General features: G+C 57.8%; 13 protein-coding genes. 9 read left to right on the top strand and 4 right to left on the bottom strand.

Annotated features, from left to right (window positions below; genetic code table 11):
• The 8 genes from OZ410_RS12660 to OZ410_RS12695 all read left to right on the top strand — a co-directional run.
• On the top strand, positions 1-7,386 hold a 7,386-nt coding region (locus tag OZ410_RS12660), incomplete at its 5' end, for a beta strand repeat-containing protein (protein ID WP_277708381.1).
• An 82-nt stretch (positions 7,387-7,468) separates the two neighbouring features.
• Positions 7,469-9,421 carry a T9SS type B sorting domain-containing protein gene (locus OZ410_RS12665; RefSeq protein WP_277708727.1) on the top strand — a complete coding sequence of 651 codons (1,953 nt, stop codon included), beginning with the start codon at positions 7,469-7,471 and terminating at the stop codon, positions 9,419-9,421.
• A 52-nt stretch (positions 9,422-9,473) separates the two neighbouring features.
• The gene (locus tag OZ410_RS12670; RefSeq protein ID WP_277708728.1) at positions 9,474-10,388 is read left to right on the top strand and encodes a PorP/SprF family type IX secretion system membrane protein; all 915 of its coding nucleotides are present in this window, start codon (positions 9,474-9,476) and stop codon (positions 10,386-10,388) included.
• Positions 10,389-10,447: 59 nt separating this feature from the next.
• Positions 10,448-10,987, top strand: coding sequence for an isopentenyl-diphosphate Delta-isomerase (gene idi, locus OZ410_RS12675; protein ID WP_277708382.1), 540 nt, complete (start codon positions 10,448-10,450; stop codon positions 10,985-10,987).
• Complete coding sequence (locus OZ410_RS12680) at positions 10,977-11,384, top strand: 6-pyruvoyl trahydropterin synthase family protein (RefSeq protein WP_277708383.1); 408 nt, start codon at positions 10,977-10,979, stop codon at positions 11,382-11,384. Before idi ends, OZ410_RS12680 begins: the two co-directional genes overlap by 11 nt.
• Positions 11,385-11,386: 2 nt before the next feature.
• Positions 11,387-11,842 carry a peroxiredoxin gene (locus tag OZ410_RS12685; RefSeq protein WP_277708384.1) on the top strand — a complete coding sequence of 152 codons (456 nt, stop codon included), beginning with the start codon at positions 11,387-11,389 and terminating at the stop codon, positions 11,840-11,842.
• A 1-nt stretch (position 11,843) separates the two neighbouring features.
• Positions 11,844-12,812: a type I phosphomannose isomerase catalytic subunit gene (locus tag OZ410_RS12690; RefSeq protein WP_277708385.1), complete on the top strand. Its 969-nt coding sequence runs from the start codon at positions 11,844-11,846 to the stop codon at positions 12,810-12,812.
• Between the two features lie 56 nt (positions 12,813-12,868).
• On the top strand, positions 12,869-13,138 hold the full coding sequence (locus tag OZ410_RS12695) for a hypothetical protein (protein WP_277708386.1): 270 nt from the start codon (positions 12,869-12,871) through the stop codon (positions 13,136-13,138).
• Here the strand turns inward: OZ410_RS12695 and OZ410_RS12700 are convergent.
• From OZ410_RS12700 to OZ410_RS12715, 4 genes are all read right to left on the bottom strand, one after another.
• Positions 13,135-13,839, bottom strand: coding sequence for a DUF4369 domain-containing protein (locus tag OZ410_RS12700; protein WP_277708387.1), 705 nt, complete (start codon positions 13,837-13,839; stop codon positions 13,135-13,137). The genes OZ410_RS12695 and OZ410_RS12700 overlap by 4 nt on opposite strands.
• A gap of 43 nt (positions 13,840-13,882) precedes the next feature.
• Entirely contained in the window at positions 13,883-15,163 is a 1,281-nt protein-coding gene (locus tag OZ410_RS12705) for a DUF819 family protein (RefSeq protein WP_277708388.1), read from the bottom strand.
• A gap of 56 nt (positions 15,164-15,219) precedes the next feature.
• On the bottom strand, positions 15,220-17,424 hold the full coding sequence (locus OZ410_RS12710) for a DUF5916 domain-containing protein (RefSeq protein WP_277708389.1): 2,205 nt from the start codon (positions 17,422-17,424) through the stop codon (positions 15,220-15,222).
• A 118-nt stretch (positions 17,425-17,542) separates the two neighbouring features.
• Entirely contained in the window at positions 17,543-19,798 is a 2,256-nt protein-coding gene (locus tag OZ410_RS12715) for a transglycosylase domain-containing protein (RefSeq protein WP_277708390.1), read from the bottom strand.
• Positions 19,799-19,893: 95 nt separating this feature from the next.
• Between OZ410_RS12715 and OZ410_RS12720 the strand changes: the two genes are divergently transcribed.
• Positions 19,894-20,667, top strand: a complete 774-nt coding sequence (locus OZ410_RS12720; protein ID WP_277708391.1) for a S1/P1 nuclease — start codon at positions 19,894-19,896, stop codon at positions 20,665-20,667.
• Position 20,668: the final 1 nt, after the last annotated feature.

Below are 20,668 nucleotides of genomic sequence, written 5' to 3' on the forward strand. Positions count from 1 at the left end.
GATGCGGCAGCCAATTTCACAGCTACCGACGTAGAAGGTGCCCTGGCCGAACTGGCCGCAGGCAGCACCGACGACCAAAACATCAGCGGTTCCGGTTTGGCCGGCACCACCCTGACCATCGGGATTGAGAATGGCACGGGCGAGACCGTAGACCTGTCTTCCCTGGTAAACGATGCGGATGCAGACCCGACCAACGAATACAACACCGGCATCAGCTTTGACGGCACCAACCTGACCGTGACCGATGCAGGTGGCAACCAGAGCGTGGATATCAGCGGCGTAAGCACTGACGACCAAACGGCGGCCGAAGTAACCTACAGCAATGCCACTTCCGGGCTTACCGCCACGGACGTACAGGCAGCCATCGACGAGGTTGCTGCAGGCAGTACTGACGACCAGAACATTAGCGGTTCCGGTCTGGCTGGAACCACCCTGACCATCGGGATTGAAAACGGAACCGGAGAAACGGTAGACCTGTCTTCCCTGGTGAACGATGCGGATGCAGACCCGACCAACGAATACAACACCGGCATTAGCTTTGACGGCACCAACCTGACAGTTACCGATGCAGGCGGGAATCAGAGCGTGGATATCAGCGGTGTAAGCACCGACGACCAGAACATCAGCGGCTCCGGCCTGGCCGGGACCACCCTGACCATCGGGATTGAGAACGGGACTTCCGAAACCGTAGACCTGTCTTCCCTGGTGAACGACGCGGACGCCGATCCGACCAACGAATACAACACTGGCATCAGCTTTGACGGCACTAACCTGACCGTTACCGATGCAGGCGGGAACCAAAGCGTGGATATCAGCGGGGTTTCTACTGACGATCAGAACATCAGCGGCTCTGCCCTGGTGGGAACCGACCTGACTATTGGCATCGAGAATGGTACCAGCGAGACCATTGACCTGTCCAGCCTGGTGGGTACTGACGATCAGACTGCAGCTGAAGTAAGCATAGCCGATGCAGCAGCCAATTTCACGGCTACTGACGTGGAAGGAGCCCTGGCCGAACTGGCCGCGGGCAGCACTGACGACCAAACCATTTCTACGGATGGTACGGCCGGAAACCTCTCCATCGAGAGCGGCAACACCATCACCCTTAATGTGGATGACGCGGACGCCGACCCGACCAACGAATACAACACCGGCGTAGCTATGAACGGCGGGGCACTGGAAGTTACCGATGGGGGAGGTACCCAGTCTGCTAACCTGGTGAGTACCGATGCCAATAACGATATTGCCGTAGGCACGGACGGTGCCCTTTACCTGAATGTGGCTTCCGTTACCATTGCCGAAACCGTGACTAACCTTTCCGATAACGGAGACGGTACCTTCACTTATGTGAATGAAAGCGGGGCTAGCCAGACGGTGGCCAAAAGCGATATCACTGCCAATGGCGATGGTACGTATACCTTTACCAACAATGACGGATCCGATGTGATCCTGGATACCCGCGCGGCTTCTAACCCGTACGATAATTCCACCAGTGGCCTAACCGCCACGGATGTACAGGCGGCTATCGATGAGGTTGCCACAGGCAGCACCGACGACCAAAACATCAGCGGTTCCGGTTTGGCCGGCACCACCCTGACCATCGGGATTGAGAATGGCACGGGCGAGACCGTAGACCTGTCTTCCCTGGTAAACGATGCGGATGCAGACCCGACCAACGAATACAACACCGGCATCAGCTTTGACGGCACCAACCTGACCGTAACCGATGCAGGCGGGAACCAGACTGTGGATATTAGCGGCGTAAGCACTGACGACCAGACTGCGGCCGAGGTGACCTACAGTAACACCACTTCCGGGCTGACTGCCACCGATGTGCAGGCGGCTATCGATGAGGTTGCTGCGGGCAGCACCGATGACCAAACCATCTCCCTGACCGGGAACACCCTGGCCATCGAGAGCGGCAACAGCATAGACCTGAGCGGTTACCTTGATAATACTGACGACCAGACGGCAGCCGAGGTGAGCATAGCCGATGCGGCAGCCAACTTTACGGCTACCGACGTAGAAGGTGCCCTGGCCGAACTGGCCGCTGGCAGCACCGATGATCAAACCATCTCCCTGACCGGGAACACCCTGGCCATCGAGAGCGGCAACAGCGTAGACCTGAGCGGCTACCTGGACAACACCGACGACCAAACCATCTCCCTGACCGGGAACACCCTGGCCATTGAGAGCGGTAACAGCGTAGACCTGAGCGGCTATTTGGACAACACGGACGACCAGACGGCAGCCGAGGTAAGCATAGCCGATGCGGCAGCCAATTTCACGGCTACCGATGTGGAAGGTGCCCTGGCCGAACTGGCCGCAGGCAGCACCGACGATCAGAACATCAGCGGTTCCGGTTTGGCCGGTACCACTCTGACCATTGGCATTGAGAATGGGACTTCCGAAACCGTAGACCTGTCTTCCCTGGTGAACGACGCGGATGCAGACCCGACCAACGAATACAACACCGGTATCAGCTTTGACGGCACCAACCTGACCGTAACTGATGCAGGAGGCAACCAGAGTGTGGACATCAGCGGAGTAAGCACTGACGACCAGAACATTAGCGGTTCCGGCCTGGCCGGCACCACCCTGACCATCGGGATCGAGAACGGGACTTCTGAAACCGTAGACCTGTCTTCCCTGGTTAACGATGCGGATGCAGACCCGACCAACGAATACAACACCGGCATTAGCTTTGACGGCACCAACCTGACCGTTACCGATGCAGGCGGAAACCAGAGTGTTGACATCAGCGGGGTTTCTACCGACGATCAGAACATCAGCGGCTCTGCCCTGGTGGGAACAGACCTGACCATTGGCATTGAGAATGGAACCAGCGAGACCATAGATCTGTCCAGCCTGGTGGGTACTGACGATCAGACTGCGGCCGAGGTGACCTACAGCAACGCCACTTCCGGGCTTACCGCCATGGACGTACAGGCGGCTATCGATGAGGTTGCTGCGGGCAGCACCGACGACCAGAACATCAGCGGTTCCGGTTTGTCCGGCACCACCCTGACCATCGGGATCGAAAACGGCACGGGTGAGACCGTTGACCTGTCTTCCCTGGTAAATGATGCGGATGCAGATCCGACCAACGAATACAACACCGGCATCAGCTTTGACGGCACCAACCTGACCGTTACCGATGCAGGTGGGAACCAGAGCGTGGATATCAGCGGGGTTTCTACCGATGATCAGAATATCAGCGGTTCCGGTCTGGCCGGCACCACCCTGACCATCGGGATCGAGAACGGGACTTCTGAAACCGTAGACCTGTCTTCCCTGGTGAACGACGCGGACGCCGATCCGACCAACGAATACAACACCGGCATCAGCTTTGACGGTACCAACCTGACCGTTACCGATGCAGGTGGCAACCAGAGTGTGGATATTAGCGGCGTAAGCACTGACGACCAGACGGCTGCTGAAGTTAGCATCGCCGATGCGGCTGCCAACTTTACGGCTACCGACGTGGAAGGTGCCCTGGCCGAACTGGCCGCTGGCAGCACCGATGACCAAACCATCTCCCTGACCGGGAATACCCTGGCCATTGAGAGCGGTAACAGTATAGACCTGAGCGGCTATTTGGACAACACGGACGACCAGACTGCAGCCGAAGTAACCTACAGCAACGCCACCTCCGGGCTTACCGCTACGGATGTACAAGCCGCTATTGACGAGGTTGCTGCAGGCAGCACCGACGATCAGAACATCAGCGGTTCCGGTTTGGCCGGTACCACCCTGACCATCGGGATTGAGAACGGGACTTCCGAAACCGTAGACCTGTCTTCCCTGGTGAACGACGCGGACGCCGATCCGACCAACGAATACAACACCGGCATCAGCTTTGACGGCACCACCCTGACCGTAACCGATGCAGGCGGCAACCAGACTGTCGATATCAGCGGGGTAAGCACCGACGACCAAAACATCTCCCTGACCGGGAACACCCTGGCCATTGAGAGCGGTAACAGTATAGACCTGAGCGGCTATTTGGACAACACGGACGACCAGACTGCAGCCGAAGTAACCTACAGCAACGCCACCTCCGGGCTTACCGCTACGGATGTACAAGCCGCTATTGACGAGGTTGCCGCTGGCAGCACCGACGATCAGAACATCAGCGGTTCCGGCTTGGCCGGCACCACCCTGACCATCGGGATCGAAAACGGCACCGGCGAGACCGTAGACCTGTCTTCCCTGGTGAACGATGCGGATGCAGACCCGACCAACGAATATAACACCGGCATCAGCTTTGACGGCACCACCCTGACCGTGACCGATGCAGGCGGGAACCAGAGTGTGGATATCAGCGGGGTTTCTACCGATGACCAGACGGCAGCCGAGGTAAGCATCGCCGATGCGGCAGCCAACTTTACGGCTACCGACGTAGAAGGTGCCCTGGCCGAACTGGCCGCTGGCAGCACCGACGACCAGAACATCAGCGGCTCTGCCCTGGTCGGAACTGACCTGACTATTGGAATTGAGAATGGAACCAGCGAGACCATAGATCTGTCCAGCCTGGTAGGTACTGACGATCAGACTGCAGCCGAAGTAACCTACAGCAACGCCACTTCCGGGCTTACCGCTACGGATGTACAAGCCGCTATTGACGAGGTTGCCGCAGGCAGCACCGACGATCAGAACATCAGCGGTTCCGGTTTGGCCGGCACCACCCTGACCATAGGAATTGAAAACGGAACCGGAGAAACGGTAGACCTGTCTTCCCTGGTGAACGATGCGGATGCAGACCCGACCAACGAATACAATACCGGCATCAGCTTTGACGGCACCACCCTGACCGTGACCGATGCAGGCGGGAACCAGAGTGTGGATATCAGCGGGGTTTCTACCGATGATCAGACTGCGGCTGAAGTAACCTATAGCAACGCCACCTCCGGGCTTACCGCCACGGATGTACAGGCGGCTATTGATGAGGTTGCCGCTGGCAGTACCGACGACCAGAACATCAGCGGCTCTGCCCTGGTGGGAACAGACTTGACCATTGGTATCGAGAATGGTACCAGCGAGACTGTCGATCTGTCCAGCCTGGTAGGGACGGATGACCAGACTGCAGCTGAGGTAAGCATTGCCGATGCGGCTGCCAACTTTACGGCTACCGACGTAGAAGGTGCCCTGGCCGAACTGGCCGCTGGCAGCACCGATGACCAAACCATCTCCCTGACCGGGAACACCCTGGCCATCGAGAGCGGCAACAGCGTAGACCTGAGCGGCTACCTGGACAACACCGACGATCAAACCATCTCCCTGACCGGGAACACCCTGGCCATTGAGAGCGGTAACAGTATAGACCTGAGCGGCTATTTGGACAACACGGACGACCAGACTGCAGCCGAAGTAACCTACAGCAACGCCACTTCCGGGCTTACCGCTACGGATGTACAAGCCGCTATTGACGAGGTTGCCGCTGGCAGCACCGATGACCAAACCATCTCCCTGACCGGGAACACCCTGGCCATTGAGAGCGGCAACAGCGTAGACCTGAGCGGCTACCTGGACAACACCGATGCCCAGACCCTGTCTACAGACGGAACGGCTGGCAACATCAGCGTGTCCGGAGGCAATACCATTACCCTGAATGTGGACGATGCGGATGCGGATGCCACCAATGAGATCCAGGACCTGAGCCTGACCGGCAACAGCCTGGCCCTCTCCGGCGACGCCACCCCGGTAGACCTGAGCGGTTACCTGGACAACACCGATGACCAGACGGCTGCTGAAGTTAGCATCGCCGATGCGGCAGCCAATTTCACAGCTACCGACGTAGAAGGAGCCCTGGCCGAACTGGCCGCAGGCAGCACCGACGACCAAAACATCAGCGGTTCCGGTTTGGCCGGTACCACCCTGACCATCGGGATTGAGAACGGGACTTCCGAAACCGTAGACCTGTCTTCCCTGGTGAACGATGCGGATGCCGATCCGACCAACGAATACAACACCGGCATCAGCTTTGACGGCACCAACCTGACCGTAACCGATGCAGGCGGGAACCAGAGTGTGGATATCAGCGGGGTTTCTACCGATGATCAGACTGCGGCTGAAGTAACCTATAGCAACGCCACCTCCGGGCTTACCGCCACGGATGTACAGGCGGCTATTGATGAGGTTGCCGCTGGCAGTACCGACGACCAGAACATCAGCGGCTCTGCCCTGGTGGGAACAGACTTGACCATTGGTATCGAGAATGGTACCAGCGAGACTGTCGATCTGTCCAGCCTGGTAGGGACGGATGACCAGACTGCAGCCGAGGTAAGCATAGCCGATGCGGCAGCCAATTTCACGGCTACCGATGTGGAAGGTGCCCTGGCCGAACTGGCCGCAGGCAGCACCGACGACCAGAACATCAGCGGCTCTGCCCTGGTGGGAACAGACTTGACCATTGGTATCGAGAATGGAACCAGCGAGACTGTCGATCTGTCCAGCCTGGTAGGGACGGATGACCAGACTGCAGCTGAAGTAAGCATTGCCGATGCGGCTGCCAATTTCACGGCTACCGACGTGGAAGGTGCCCTGGCCGAACTGGCCGCTGGCAGCACCGATGACCAAACCATCTCCCTGACCGGGAACACCCTGGCCATTGAGAGCGGCAACAGCGTAGACCTGAGCGGCTACCTGGACAACACCGATGCCCAGACCCTGTCTACAGACGGAACGGCTGGCAACATCAGCGTGTCCGGAGGCAATACCATTACCCTGAATGTGGACGATGCGGATGCGGATGCCACCAATGAGATCCAGGACCTGAGCCTGACCGGCAACAGCCTGGCCCTCTCCGGCGACGCCACCCCGGTAGACCTGAGCGGTTACCTGGATAACACGGACGACCAGACTGCAGCCGAGGTAACCTACAGTAATGCCACTTCCGGGCTTACCGCCACGGATGTACAGGCGGCTATTGATGAGGTTGCCGCTGGCAGCACCGACGACCAGTATGACGACGAGGTGCCGCTGCGCACGCCCATCGATGTGGACGAAGGCGGGGAAGCCTCCCCGACTGCGGAGACCAATGTGCAGGAAGTGATCAATGCCATTGCGCCGATCACCTCCAAGGCAGCCCGGATCTTTTATCCGCCGTCCATTGCGATTGATGCTTCTACCAATGGCAGCGGATACACGGTAGACCTCTATGCCCAGTACGTGGCCCAATTCGGCACCCCGGCAGTTGCCAGTTCAGGTGCCCCTGCAGCCCTGCCCACATACGGCGCTACGGAGCTCTACTACTATGTGACCTATGCGGACCCGGCGGTTTTTGCTAACATGAGTATTGATGCCAATGGTGTACTTACCTACGACATCATCGGACAACCTGCGGATTACAACTCCCTGATTAACGTTGTCTTTGTTGTAAAGTAAGAACCCTGACGCCACCCAGACCTTGAAAACGAACCTACCACATATCACCAAACTAAGCGGCCTGCTTTTCCTGCTCCTGGGCATGTACCAGGTGCAGGGGCAGTTCCTGCTGCAGGCGCCCAACTCCGGGGATGAGAACAATTTCCGCTGGTACGAGGCCTCCGACCCGGCCACCGTACTTGGAACAGACTTCTTTTACGAAGCGACCACCCCGGGTATTTATTTTGCCACCTACGACGGTACGGCCTGTGGCTCCAATGCCACTGGATATTTTATCCTGACGGATTGCAGCAGCCCGGACAACGAGGTAACCCTGGATATTTCGGCCAATGTGAATGCCAGTGCCACCGTAAGCTGGTCGCCGGCGGTAAGTGGGGACCCGCTGCGGCCTATGGTGATTTCCACCCAGGCCGTTACCACATATACGGCATCGGTAATCAAGGCCGGAGTGGCCAGCGCCCTGCCGTCGTTTACCATTGTCTGTATGCAACAGGCGGCTACCCTGGTAGACGACTTTGTAACCGTGAACGAGGATGTGGATGTGGTGGTGCCCCTGTACCTGAACGACACCGGGATTCCGGACGACGGGATTCTGACCGTGACCAACCCCCCGAACGGAACGGCCACTATTGACGACAACGGGACGCCCAACGACCCTTCAGACGATATTGTGACCTATACGCCGGATCCGGATTTCAACGGCACAGATTCCTTTGAATACACCGTGTGTACTGCTTCCGGATATTGCAGCACCGCCGTGGTTAACGTAACGGTGAACCCCATTGTGGATGCGGTGGACGATGTGGCGGCAACCTTTGTAAGCGTTCCCATTGACATCAATGTGCTGACCAACGACAACGATGTGCCTTCTGCCGGGGCCTGTACGATCAACGACCCGGCCAACGGTACCGTAACCATGGACGATAACGGCACGCCGAACGACCCGTCCGACGATATGCTCACTTATACCCCCGACCCCGGGTTTATTGGTACGGACTCTTTTACGTATACCATATGTGATGACCTCGGACGTTGCGATACGGCCACGGTGACCATCATCGTAAACCCGCCCGGGGTAGACCTGGACAGCGATAACGACGGGATTGTGGACACCTTTGAGGACCTGGATCTGGACGGGGACGGCGATCCTTCCACCAACCCTACCGATACCGACGGGGACGGCGTACCGGATTACCTGGATATCGATTCCGATAACGATGGGATCCCGGATAACGTGGAGGCCCAGAGCACGACGGGTTACCTGGCCCCCAGCGGGGAGGATATGAATGCCAACGGCCTGGACGATGCCTATGAAAACGGCGGCGGCCTGGGGGTAATCCCCGAAGATACTGACGGGGACGGCATCCCGGATTATGTGGATTCTGACAGCGACAATGATGGTGTCCCGGACGTAATTGAGGCCCACGACTGGGATCAAGACGGGGTTGCGGATGTGGTGTTGGTCGGTTCCGACAAGGACAACGACGGCCTGGACGACGGCTTTGAAGGATCTACCTCCATAGACGATGATATCAATGACGAGATCGACAACCCGGTGGGCGACCTGCCGGATACCGACAGCGACGGGGAATCCGATTACCGGGATACCGACGACGACGGGGACCGCCTGCTGACTATTGATGAAGATGCCAACGGCGATGGTATGCTGTATAATGACGACGTGGACCAGGACGGCACCCCGGACTATCTGGAACCCAACCCCGGAGAAGATCCCATTGAGATCTATAACGTATTGACTCCCAATGGGGATGGCGCACACGATTATCTGAAAATCGAAGGCCTGGAAGATTTCCCGAACAACACCATCCGGATCTACAACCGATGGGGCGTGCTGGTCTTCACCACCAGGGCTTACGATACGGCAGGAAATGTGTTTGATGGCACTTCCCAGGGCCGGGTAACCATACAACAGGAGAATAAGTTGCCGGTAGGTACCTATTTCTATATCCTGGATTACGAGGACCGCGCCGGGCAGATGCAATCGCGCACGGGCTATCTCTACTTAAACCGATAAGGGCATGAAGGGCATTAACAACTTTGGGATTTTGAGTATTCGCCGGGCCGGGATGGCCCTGCTGGCGGCAGGCTGCCTTTGGGGCGCCGGGCTGCAGGCACAACAGGATGCCCAGTACACCCAGTATATGTACAACACCGTAAGTGTGAACCCGGGCTATGCCGGTTCCCGCGGCAACATGAGTATTGCGGCCCTGTACCGGGCCCAGTGGGTGGGCCTGGACGGGGCGCCCAAAACCCAAACCCTGAACTTGCACTCTCCCGTGGGCTATCGCGGGCTGGGAATGGGGGTTTCCATTGTGAACGACCAGATCGGGCCTACCTCCGAGACCTATTTTGACGGGGACATCTCCTATACCATACAGGTGGGGCCGGAGCAGCGCCTGAGTTTTGGGGTGAAAGGGAGCGTGCACCTGCTGGATATCCGCTTCTCGGAACTGAACCAGGACCCCAATTACCCGGATGCCCAGTTGCAGGCCGATATACAGAACCGCCTTTCACCCAATGTGGGGGCCGGGGTCTATTACCATACCGAACACTTCTATGCCGGGCTTTCCATCCCCCGCTTCCTGGAAACACGGCATTTTGATGAATCTTCCCTGTCTACGGCAAATGAGCAGATGAACTTCTATTTCATTACCGGCTATGTGTGGGACCTGAACGACCTCTGGAAATTCAAGCCAACCATCCTGGCCAAGGCCACCTCCGGGGCGCCCTTGCAAGCAGATTTATCCGCCAACTTCATGTATGACGAGAAGTTTATTTTCGGGGCAGCTTACCGCTGGGATGCTGCCTTCAGCGGGATGATCGGCTTTAATATTTCCCGTTCCTTCCTGATCGGGCTGGCCTATGACCGGGAGATTACCGAGCTGGGGAGCGCCGCGTTCAACAACGGTTCCTTCGAGGTGATCATGCGCTACGATTTTATCCGTACGGTGGGCAATATCAAGAGCCCGCGTTTCTTCTGATCACCCAATTTTAAGAACCCCTTAACGGGGGTCTGCGGCAAAGGCCGTATTTTTGGGGAGTGATGGAAGAAAAGGTGATTTTGGTGAGCCCCGAGGACGAGGTCCTGGGGACCATGCCCAAAATGGAGGCACACGAAAAAGCGGTCCTGCACCGCGCATTCTCTGTATTTGTACTGAATCAAAAAGGGGAACTTATGCTGCAGCAGCGCGCAGCGGATAAGTACCATTCCCCCCTGTTGTGGACCAACACTTGTTGCAGCCACCAGCGCCTGGGGGAGTCCAATGTGCAAGCCGGGAAACGGCGCCTGCAGGAAGAGATGGGTTTTGAGACTGAGCTGCAGGAATTGTTTTCCTTTATCTATAAGGCCCCATTCGACAACGGCCTGACCGAGCACGAGCTGGACCACGTTTTGCTGGGGTATTTTGAGGATGCGCCCCGGATTAACCCGGAGGAGGTGGAAGCCTGGAAGTGGATGCCCCTGGATGCAGTGGCACAAGACCTGGAAGCCCGTCCCGGCCACTACACAGCCTGGTTCCGCATCGTCTTCCGCAGATTCTATGATTACATTCAATCCCAATCCGGAAACCATGAAGGTTAAAGTTAGCCGCAAGGCCCATTTTAATGCCGCCCACCGCCTGTTTCGGGCAGACTGGGACGATGCTGCCAACAAGGAGGTATTCGGCAAGTGCAGCAACCCCCTGTACCACGGGCACAATTATGAACTGATTGTAAGCGTAACCGGCCCCATTGACCCCCGCACCGGTTTTGTGATGGACATGAAGGTGTTGAAAGACCTGATCCGCACCCATGTGGAAGATGCCCTGGATCACAAGAACCTGAACCAGGAAGTGCCTGAATTCAAAGACCTGAACCCCACGGCCGAAAATATTGCGGTGGTGATTTGGAACCGGTTGCGACCCCATATAGACCAGGGCAGCGACCTGGAGGTTCAGCTTTTCGAGACTCCCCGCAACTTTGTAACCTATTCAGGGTAGGTATGGGCTTAAGCATTGGATCCAAAGCCCCTGAATTTACCCTGCAGGACCAGGACGGCCAAACCTTCCGTCTTTCGGAACATCTGGGTACCCAGCCTGTGGTGGTCTTCTTCTACCCCAAGGATTTTACCCCGGGATGTACGGCCGAGGTGTGTTCGTTTCGCGACAGTTATGAGGCGTTCACCGACGCCGGGGCGCTGGTAATCGGTATTAGCGCAGATACGGAAGAATCTCACCATAAATTCGCCTCGCGTTACCGGGTTCCCTTCCGGCTGCTGAGCGATCCGCAGGGGAAGGCCCGCCGCGCCTTTGGTGTGGAGGCCCGGATGTTTGGCTTGTTGCCCGGAAGGGAGACCTTTGTGATTGACCGGGGCGGTACCATAGCCCTGGCCTTCCGTTCCCTCCATTTTAAGGGGCATATGGACCAGGCATTAAACGCCCTCAAAAAACTGAAGTAGCATGGATTGTTATCCGCTGCGGTTTACGCCGCTTTATAAGGAACGCCTCTGGGGAGGCGAGAAATTGCGCACGGTGCTGGGCAAGGACTGCAAAGGAGACCGGATTGGCGAAAGCTGGGAAGTTTCCGGGGTGCCTGGAGATGTTTCTGTGGTCGCCGAAGGCCCGTATGCCGGGAGGGACCTGCAGGACCTGGTGGACACCTTTGGGGCCCAACTGCTGGGGCAGGCGGTCCTGGACCGGTTCGGGCGGGAATTCCCCATCCTGATCAAATATATCGATGCGCGCCAGGACCTTTCCATACAGCTGCACCCGGACGATGCCCTGGCCCGCCAACGCCACAATTCCTTCGGAAAAACCGAGATGTGGTATGTCATGGATGCCGACCCGGGGGCCGAACTCATTGTGGGGTTTAACCGGGACGTAACCCGGGAGGAATACCAGCAGGCCCTGGACGCGGGGAAACTAACCGATTTACTCCATTACCAGGCGGTGGAGCCCGGGGACGGCTATTTTATCAATGCCGGCAAGATCCACGCTATTGGGGCCGGAATCCTGCTGGCAGAGATCCAACAGAGTTCCGACGTGACCTACCGCGTATACGATTTTGACCGGCGCGATGCCGAGGGCAACCTGCGCGAATTGCATACGGAGCAGGCCCTGGATGCCATGGATTATCAGCAGAAGGACGATTTTCGCCTGGAGTATAGCCCAAAGGCCAACCAACCCCAAACCCTGGCAGCCACCCCGTACTTTACCACCGAATTCCTGAAACTGGACCAGCCCCTGCACCGGGACCTGGCTTCCCGCGATGCCTTTACCATTTTCCTCTGCGTAAGCGGGGAAGCCGAAATTGCTACGGCAGACGGGGCAGCGTGCCTCCGGCGCGGGCAGACCCTGCTGATACCGGCGGCAGCCCCCTGGGCGGCAATCCGCACCCATGGGTGCGAACTGCTGGAAGTTACGGTTTAGGCCGCATAGCGGTGCATCCGCGGGGAAATTGTACTTTTGTCCAAAAGACTGCAACTATGGCGAGCATCCGCAACCTCAAAAAGGACATCAACAACGTACTGGGCGACGTAATCGAAGCCGTTTACATCGTAGAACAAACCCAGGGTAAGGAAGGGTCCAAGGAAGGCTCCGAGATCATCGACAAGGCTATTGAGACCTTCGATCAGCTGATAGCCGACATCCACCGCAAAGACGTGGAGAACCGTAAGGCCCACTTCAAACAGGTGCGCAAAGACCTGGAGGCCGAAGCTACCGCCCTGGTGGAGCGCATCAACAAGATGGCTTAATCCCGGCTGGCCTCCAGCAATTCCGCCAGCTTTTTCCCGTATTTGGAACCGGCCACACTGTCCGGTAACACCCGGTAAACCGAATCCAGGTATACCGGATTGGCATCCCCCACCTCGCTGTAGGCAATAAACGGCGCCAGGTAGGAATCTTTGTGGGTAATGGCGAAGTTCAGGGCATAGAGGTAGGAGCGGCGCACCAGCATATCCGAACGGCGGCCGATGGAATCGATGGCTGCCGAATCTTCCGGCATGCTGAGGCCCAGGGCAGCCTGGTTCAGTTCCAGCTGGCCCACGTGGAAACGGGATTGTGTCTTCCGGTATTCCGCAAAGAGTGCCTGCTCGGGGGAACCTGAAATCTCGGCGGCCGGCTCAAAGGCATCCCATTTGGTGCGTATTTCTACCTGCCCGGGGCCGGAAAAGAAAATAATCCGATCGTTAAGGGTATTGTTGTCCGCCTTATCCAGGTAAAGGTAATAGAGGTCTGCGCCTTCCACCGGGCTGCTCAGGGTAAATGCCCCGTTGCCTTCCACCACCATGGAATCCAGGGTGACCAGGGAGGAATCCTGTACGGTTTGCAACAGCAATTTTCCCTTCTTTAACCCTTTTACTTCCCCGTGGACTTCCAAAACGGAGGCGTCCGCGCCCCCGGAACAGGCCGCGATTCCCACCGCTGCCAGACATGCAATAAATACCTTCTTCATGGATAATTTCTGAGCGGCAAATATCTGTTTTTTTTTGAAGGCGTCAAACCCCGGCCGCACCCCCCACCTGGGCAGCGATTTCCAGAAACCAGGCACATACCAGGGCACCCCCGGTACCCACCACATAACCCAGGACCGCCAGCAAAACGCCCACAGAGCTCAGGGATGGGTGGAATTCCGCCGCGACCACCGGGGCCGTGGCTGCACCGCCCACATTGGCCTGGCTGCCTACGGCCAGGAAGAAAAACGGGGCCCGGATCCATTTGGCCACGAGGATCAGCAGCCCGGCGTGGAAGGCGATCCAGATCAGCCCCAGGGCAATGAGGCCGGGGTTATCCAACAGGCGACTCAAATCCATTTTCATCCCGATGGTGGCCACCAAAATATAGATAAACACCCCACCCAGTTTGCTGGCCCCGGCGCCCTCGTATTGTTTGGCCCGCGTAAAGGACAGACCAATACCCAGTGCTGTGGCGATGACCACCATCCAGAAGAATTCGCCCCCCAGGAAGGAGCCGAAGCTTTTGGGGTCGCTTACCCAGGTAAACTGCTCGGTAAGGGTGGTGCTGAACACCTCGCCCAGGAAATGCGCCAGGCCCACAGCCGTAAAGGCCAGGAAAAGCATCACCATATAGTCGTGCAGGGTGGGCACCCGGGTTATGCGCTCGGCAAAAGCCGTTACCTTTTGTTTCAGGGTTTCAATGGAACTGGCATCGGCCTTCAGCCACCGGTCAATACGGCGGGTCTTGCCTACCCCCAGCAGGAGGATGGCCATCCAGATGTTGGCCGCTACTATATCCACCAGAACCATCTCCCCGAAACGCTTGGGGTTAAACTGGAAGATTTCCAGCATGGCGGCCTGGTTGGCTCCCCCGCCAATCCAGCTGCCCGCTATGGTGGAAAGCCCCCGCCACACGGCATCCGGCCCCACGCCCCCTACGGTTTCAGGGGAAAAGAAGGAAACGACCAGTACGGCCAGCGGCCCGCCCAGGATAATCCCGATCGTCCCGGTCAGGAACATGATCAGGGCTTTGGACCCCAGGTTGCTGATGGCTTTCAGGTCTATACTCAGGGTCATCAGTACCAGGGCGGCTGGCAGCAGGTAACGACTGGCTACAAAATACAGGCGCGAGGTCTCGTCGGAAATCAGGCCAAAACTGGCCAGTACGGCCGGCAGCATATAACAGAGCAGGATGGCTGGCACCCAATTGTAGAAGCGGGCCCAGAAGCCGGTTTTGATCCCGGAGGTAATAAAGACCAGCCCCAGGCAGGCGGCCAGTAGTCCAAAGGTAATGGTGTCGTTGGTGATCAGGGGTGTTTCCATGGGCTCAGTTTGCGAATTTGGCCCAAAAGATATCGCTTTTTTAAGAAGCGCGCCCCTCAGATATTCAGCCAGTAAGTCAGCTTCAGGTTTACCGACCGGAATCGCGGGCTAAACTGGTTTACGTAGTAATTGTCCGTGTAGACCAGGAACAGGTCCGAGAGGGGGGCAAAGCGCCATTGCAGGCGGGAGTTGATCCCCAGGCTGTTTCGTTGGTTGCTGTACTGCACCAGGGTAGACCAGAACAGGGATTTGGAAAAGGTGAAATCAAACCGGGGCACCACCAGCCAGATATCTGCGCTCGGGTAGGGGTCCGGCAGGGATATTCGGTCGTAATTGAGCTGCAGGCCCAGGACGGCCTTGGGTTGAATACGCAGGTTCATACGGCTTTCCAGGGAAAAACGCTCTCCGTTAAAGAAATCACCCAGGGTAGATTGCACGCTATAAGAGAAGATGCGCCGCCGGTCCGACTGATACTCCATCTCCAGGCTGTTGTAGTAGTATTCCGTGTCGCCCTGCAATTCCTGCCCCTCGTCCGAACCCGTGGGGTCGAAAGCATCAAAAAGGTAGGTGTACTCGTTGTTCCACTGCAGGCGCAGTTGTTGCTGGCGGCGGGTGCGGCCTTCCCACCGGGTGCGGATGTTGTAGTCCGTGCGCTGTAGGGCATTGCTGGGGCGCCAGGTAAATACAGGGGTTACCCCAAAGCTGTGGTTGTTGAAGATCCCGCGTTCCGGCCAGAAAACCCGGGAAACGTTAAACAACCCTTTGAAGATGTCTTTCCGGCGCACAAACCCCAGGTCGGATTCAAAGTTTTCCCCGATGTAAACCCCTTTTACAAAGCCGTTCCAGTTCCGGGAATTGAAACGCAGGTTGGCCCCGGAAGACCAGTCCTTGTCTTCTACCCCCGGGCGGAAGGATTTGTGCAGGTAGGCCTGCCCGCTCCATACGTTGTTGGCGGAAATCAGGTTGTAATCAATCCCGGCCACGCGATTGTACCGGTCCTCCGGCGCAATAAAGGAATCGTCTCCCAACGACTGGCGGTTGAGCAGGAAGAAGCCTATGTTGGAACGGGAAAAGACCAGTTGCTGCAGGGCCAGCATACTGTTGTTGTTGGCGGCAATCTGGTTGGCGGCATCCTTTTCCGTCTGAATATTGAAAAAGCCAAGCCGCAGGCGGTTGTTCACCTTGCCGCTCAGGCGCACCCCGGCAGTAATCCGGTTTTCTATGGTTTTGCCGGCTGTATCCGAAGCAATCCCGATCCGTCTGGAAAAGAAGGGATTGGCGTCCCGGGCATCCCCGAAACTGGCAAACAGGTCGTTGTTGTCTATAAAGAATTGTCGTTTTTCCGGCAGGGAAACCTCAAACCGCGTCAGGTTGGTTACCTGGTCGTCCACTTCCACCTGGGAAAAATCCGGGTTTACCGTGATATCCAGGTTCATGCTGTTGCCAATAGAGAGCTTGGCATCGCCCCCCACTTTAAAGTTGGTTTCTTCCAGGGGGGCTTCCCGGTCTTCGGCCCAGCTGGTATTGATGTACGGGATAACGGCCATGGGGGTGCGGGAGCGGCCCAGAGGGCGTTCAAAGACCATTTCCCCCATGAAGGTAAGCCCGTAGATGTTTTGGTTTTGCGGGATGTTTACCCAGGTGGTGCTTTCGTTGGACTGGGTGTCAAAACGGTAGCTGTTAAACCGCCAGCGGGTTTCCCCTTCCCGAAATTTAAAGGAGGTTAGCGGAATTACCAGTTCCGAAGTGTAGCCATCGTCCAGGATCTGAGATTCGCCCCGCCACTTCACATCCCAGGAAATGGTAAATCCCCTCAGGTCCAGCCCGCCCCCGGAAACCAGCCCTTCCCGACGCACGCCATAGGGGTTGGTCCCGAACAGGAAGGCGTTATTGCCATCATTAAAGGTGTCGAAAAGCAGGGTGATGTTATCGGAATTCCCGGCCCGGAAATCCCGTTTCAGGGATTCGATGGCGTAGTTACGACCCGCAGCGTACACCCGGATGCCGATGTACAGGTTTTGGTCGTCAAAGAGCATCTTGATTTCCGATTGCTGTTGCGCCTGCACGCTGTCTGCCGGGAAGTATTGCCAGAATTCCCGGGCGCTGTCCGCGGCCTCCCAGGCGGCATCGTCCAGCACCCCGTCCAGCACAATGGGCTGGTCGGTAAACCGGACCGTCACGGACTTTTCCGGGATGCGCTGGGCCATCCCAAACTGGGCCAGGAGGCAAAAGGCAGGAAGCAAACGGAAAGCGAATTTCATAGGGCTTATTTACGGGTGTCAAAAATACACGAAACCAGCCGAATGGGCTATATTCCCGGATTGATTTATTCCATACGGGTATAGACAACCAGCTTGGGGCTGGCCCTGCTGTAAAGGGTTACACATCCTGGTTTCGGAATTTTCGGGTTTTGGTTTTATTCGGATTGGTAAACAGGCGTTTGAAAAAGCCGTCCCTTTTAACAGGCGGGCAGTCCAGCAAGGCTTCCGTTCCCGGTTCCGCCGGAGGAAATTCCCCCCGGGTTAAGGCCCGTAATTCCGGGTCTTTCCCAAGGGCCCTGTACCAGCGGGCAAAGAGGGGGAGGGCGGCATGCGCCCCCTGGCCGATCCGGGTATTGGGGAACCCCAGGCGGTGGCTGTTGAGCCCTACCCAGCTAACATGGACCAGGCGGGGGGTTAGGGCCACAAACCAGGCGTCTTTGTTTTGTTGGGTGGTGCCGGTTTTTCCGGCAATCGCCCCTTTGAGCCCGTATTGGGACCGCAGTCGGGCGGCGGTGCCGTCCTCGGTTACCGCCTGCAGCATCTCCAGCATCAGGGAGCGCGTACGCGGGCTAAACGCGGCTGGCTGTGCTTCACCCGGGGAGGCGCGGAACAGTGCGGCCCCTTCCCGGTCCGTAATGCTTGTAATCAGGTAAGGGGTTACCGGCCGGCCCTGGTTCAGGAAACTGGCATAGGCCCCGGCCATTTCCGTCATCCGGATGGAGGCGCTGCCCAGGGCAATGGAGGGTTTTTCGGGAATCTCGCTTTCAATCCCCAGGGCCTTTGCCATTTCAACCACACGGGGGATGCCGGTTTCCTCCAGCACCTTTACCGCCACGGTATTTACCGAGTGGCGCAGGGCTTCCTCCATGGAGTAATTCATATAGGCCTCTTCCGCTTCCCCGCTATTGGAAGGGGTCCACCCTTCAAAGTTTTCATATTGTACTTCCCGGGCTTCGTAATAGCGGCAGGGGTCTGCCCCGGCCTCCAGGGCCGCTGCATAGACAATGGGTTTGAAAGTAGAGCCCACCTGCCTGCGGCTTTGGGAAACATGGTCGTATTTAAAATGGGCAAAGTCTATGCCCCCGATCCAGACGCGCACGGCCCCGTCTGCGGGGTCCAGGGCCAGGGACCCGGCCTGCAGCAATTTGGCATAGTGCAGAATGCTGTCGGCTACCGAAGCCTTGCGGCGCTTTTCCCCGGACCAGTCCCAGAGGTCCATTTCGCGAGGCCGGCTCAGGGAATCCTGTGTCGCTGCCGAAGATAGCCCCGTTGCCAGCAGGCGGCGGTAAGGCTCAGAGGCTTGCAGGATGGCCCGGGCTGTAGGGTGGCTGGCCTTCCAGGGGGCCTGGCTGCCATAAGCCTGTTCAAATTCCCGTTGCAGGGCCGCCATATGGGTACGCATGGCCCGTTCGGCTTCCCGTTGCAGCCCGGCATTCAAGGTGGTATAAACCTTCAGGCCTGAAGTATAGAGGCTCCCAGGGGCGTCGGGCCCCAGGCTTTCCAGTACCCGGCTGGCTTCCCTGCGCACGGCTTCCCGGAAATAGGGGGCAAGGCCGGCATCGTGGCGGAACGGGCGGTAGTCCAGCTCAAGGGGCAGGGCTTGCAGGCTGTCTGCTACTTCGGGCTCCAGGTACCCCTGTTCAGCCATCCGCCTGAGCACCAGGTTCCTGCGGGCCAGGCTGCGGGCCGGGAAATTTTTCGGGTTGTAGGCACTGGTGGCCTTCAGCATGCCTACCAGGGTGGCAGCCTGTTCGGGGCGCAAACGCGCGGCCGGGGTATTGAAAAAGGTGCGGGCAGCCGCCTCGATCCCATAGCGGTTGCCCCCAAAAGATACCGTGTTCAGGTAAAGGGACAGGATACTGTCTTTGGAGTACTGGGCTTCCAGGCGGCGTGCGGCAATCATTTCCCGGATTTTGTCCGCAGCCAGGCGCAGGCTGCCGCCTTTACGCCTCGGGTACAGGTTTTTGATCAGTTGCTGGCTCAGGGTGCTCCCGCCCCCGGCTGCATCGTCCTGCAGGAGCAGGGTTTTGAAAAAGACGCGTCCCAGGCTTTGGTAATCTACCCCGTTGTGGGTATAGAAGCGGGCATCCTCCACGGCCACAAGGGCCTCCGCAATGTGCTCGGGAAGTGCAGCAAAGGGCACGGGTTGGCGGTCGGCCAGGAAAAACTTCCCAATCAGGACACTGTCTGCGGAAAATACCTCTGTGGCCTGATCCAGCCGGATATCGCGCAGTTCCGATGCTGTAGGCAGGCTGCCCCACAGGCCCAGGTAGACCGAGGCAACGAAGAGGACCGGAATGCAGAGTGCGGCAGCGAGCAGGCGCCAACCTACCCGTGCGAGCCATCCTCTGGTTTTTTTCTGTTTCCCGCGCACGGCGGGAAGTTCGGATTTTACGCCAAAATAGGCGGCCCCCTTAACAATACTTTTAGGATTGAATCCCTACTTTTGAGGGCCTAAAACCCATTGCCATGCGCATTTATTTCCTGCTTCTGTTGCTGCTGCCCTCTCTTTGCTGGTCTAATCCTCCGGTATGGTCCCGCACCGGGCATCGGGTGGTCGGGGAGGTGGCCCAGGAGCACCTGAGCCGCAAGGCGCGCAAGGCCGTTGCCCGCCTACTGGGAGGCGAAACCCTGGCCGAGGTTTCGAATTTTGCGGACGACATCAAGTCCGATACCACCTACCGGGGGTACAGCCCCTGGCATTACGTGAATTTCCCCCTGGATAAAGCGTATACCGAGGTAGATCCCAGTCCCTATGGGGATGTGGTGACAGGAATCCGCAAATGCACCGAAGTCCTGAAAGACCCCGATGCATCCCGGGATCAGCAGGTTTTTTACCTGAAGATGCTGGTCCACCTGGTGGGGGATATGCACCAGCCCCTGCACGTGGGGCGTGCCGAAGACCGGGGCGGGAACGACATACAGTTGCAGTATTTTGACCGGGGAACCAACCTGCACCGCCTCTGGGACTCCAACCTGATTGACGACTACGGCATGAGCTATACCGAACTCGCCCAATCCTTGCCGCGCTGGAGCAAAGCGCAAATCAAAGCGGCCCAGCAGGGTGACGTGTTAGACTGGGTAGAGGAAATCCAGGAGGTGACCCGCGGGGTTTACGGCTCCGTGAACACCGGGGAGAAGATCTATTATGCCTACCGCTATACGTGGTGGGATACCCTGGAAGAGCAGCTGCTGCTGGGAGGGGTGCGCCTGGCCGCCGTACTCAACGAAATATACGGCTAGG

The sequence above is a fragment of the Robiginitalea aestuariiviva genome (assembly GCF_029537735.1).
GTDB lineage: Bacteria > Bacteroidota > Bacteroidia > Flavobacteriales > Flavobacteriaceae > Robiginitalea > Robiginitalea aestuariiviva.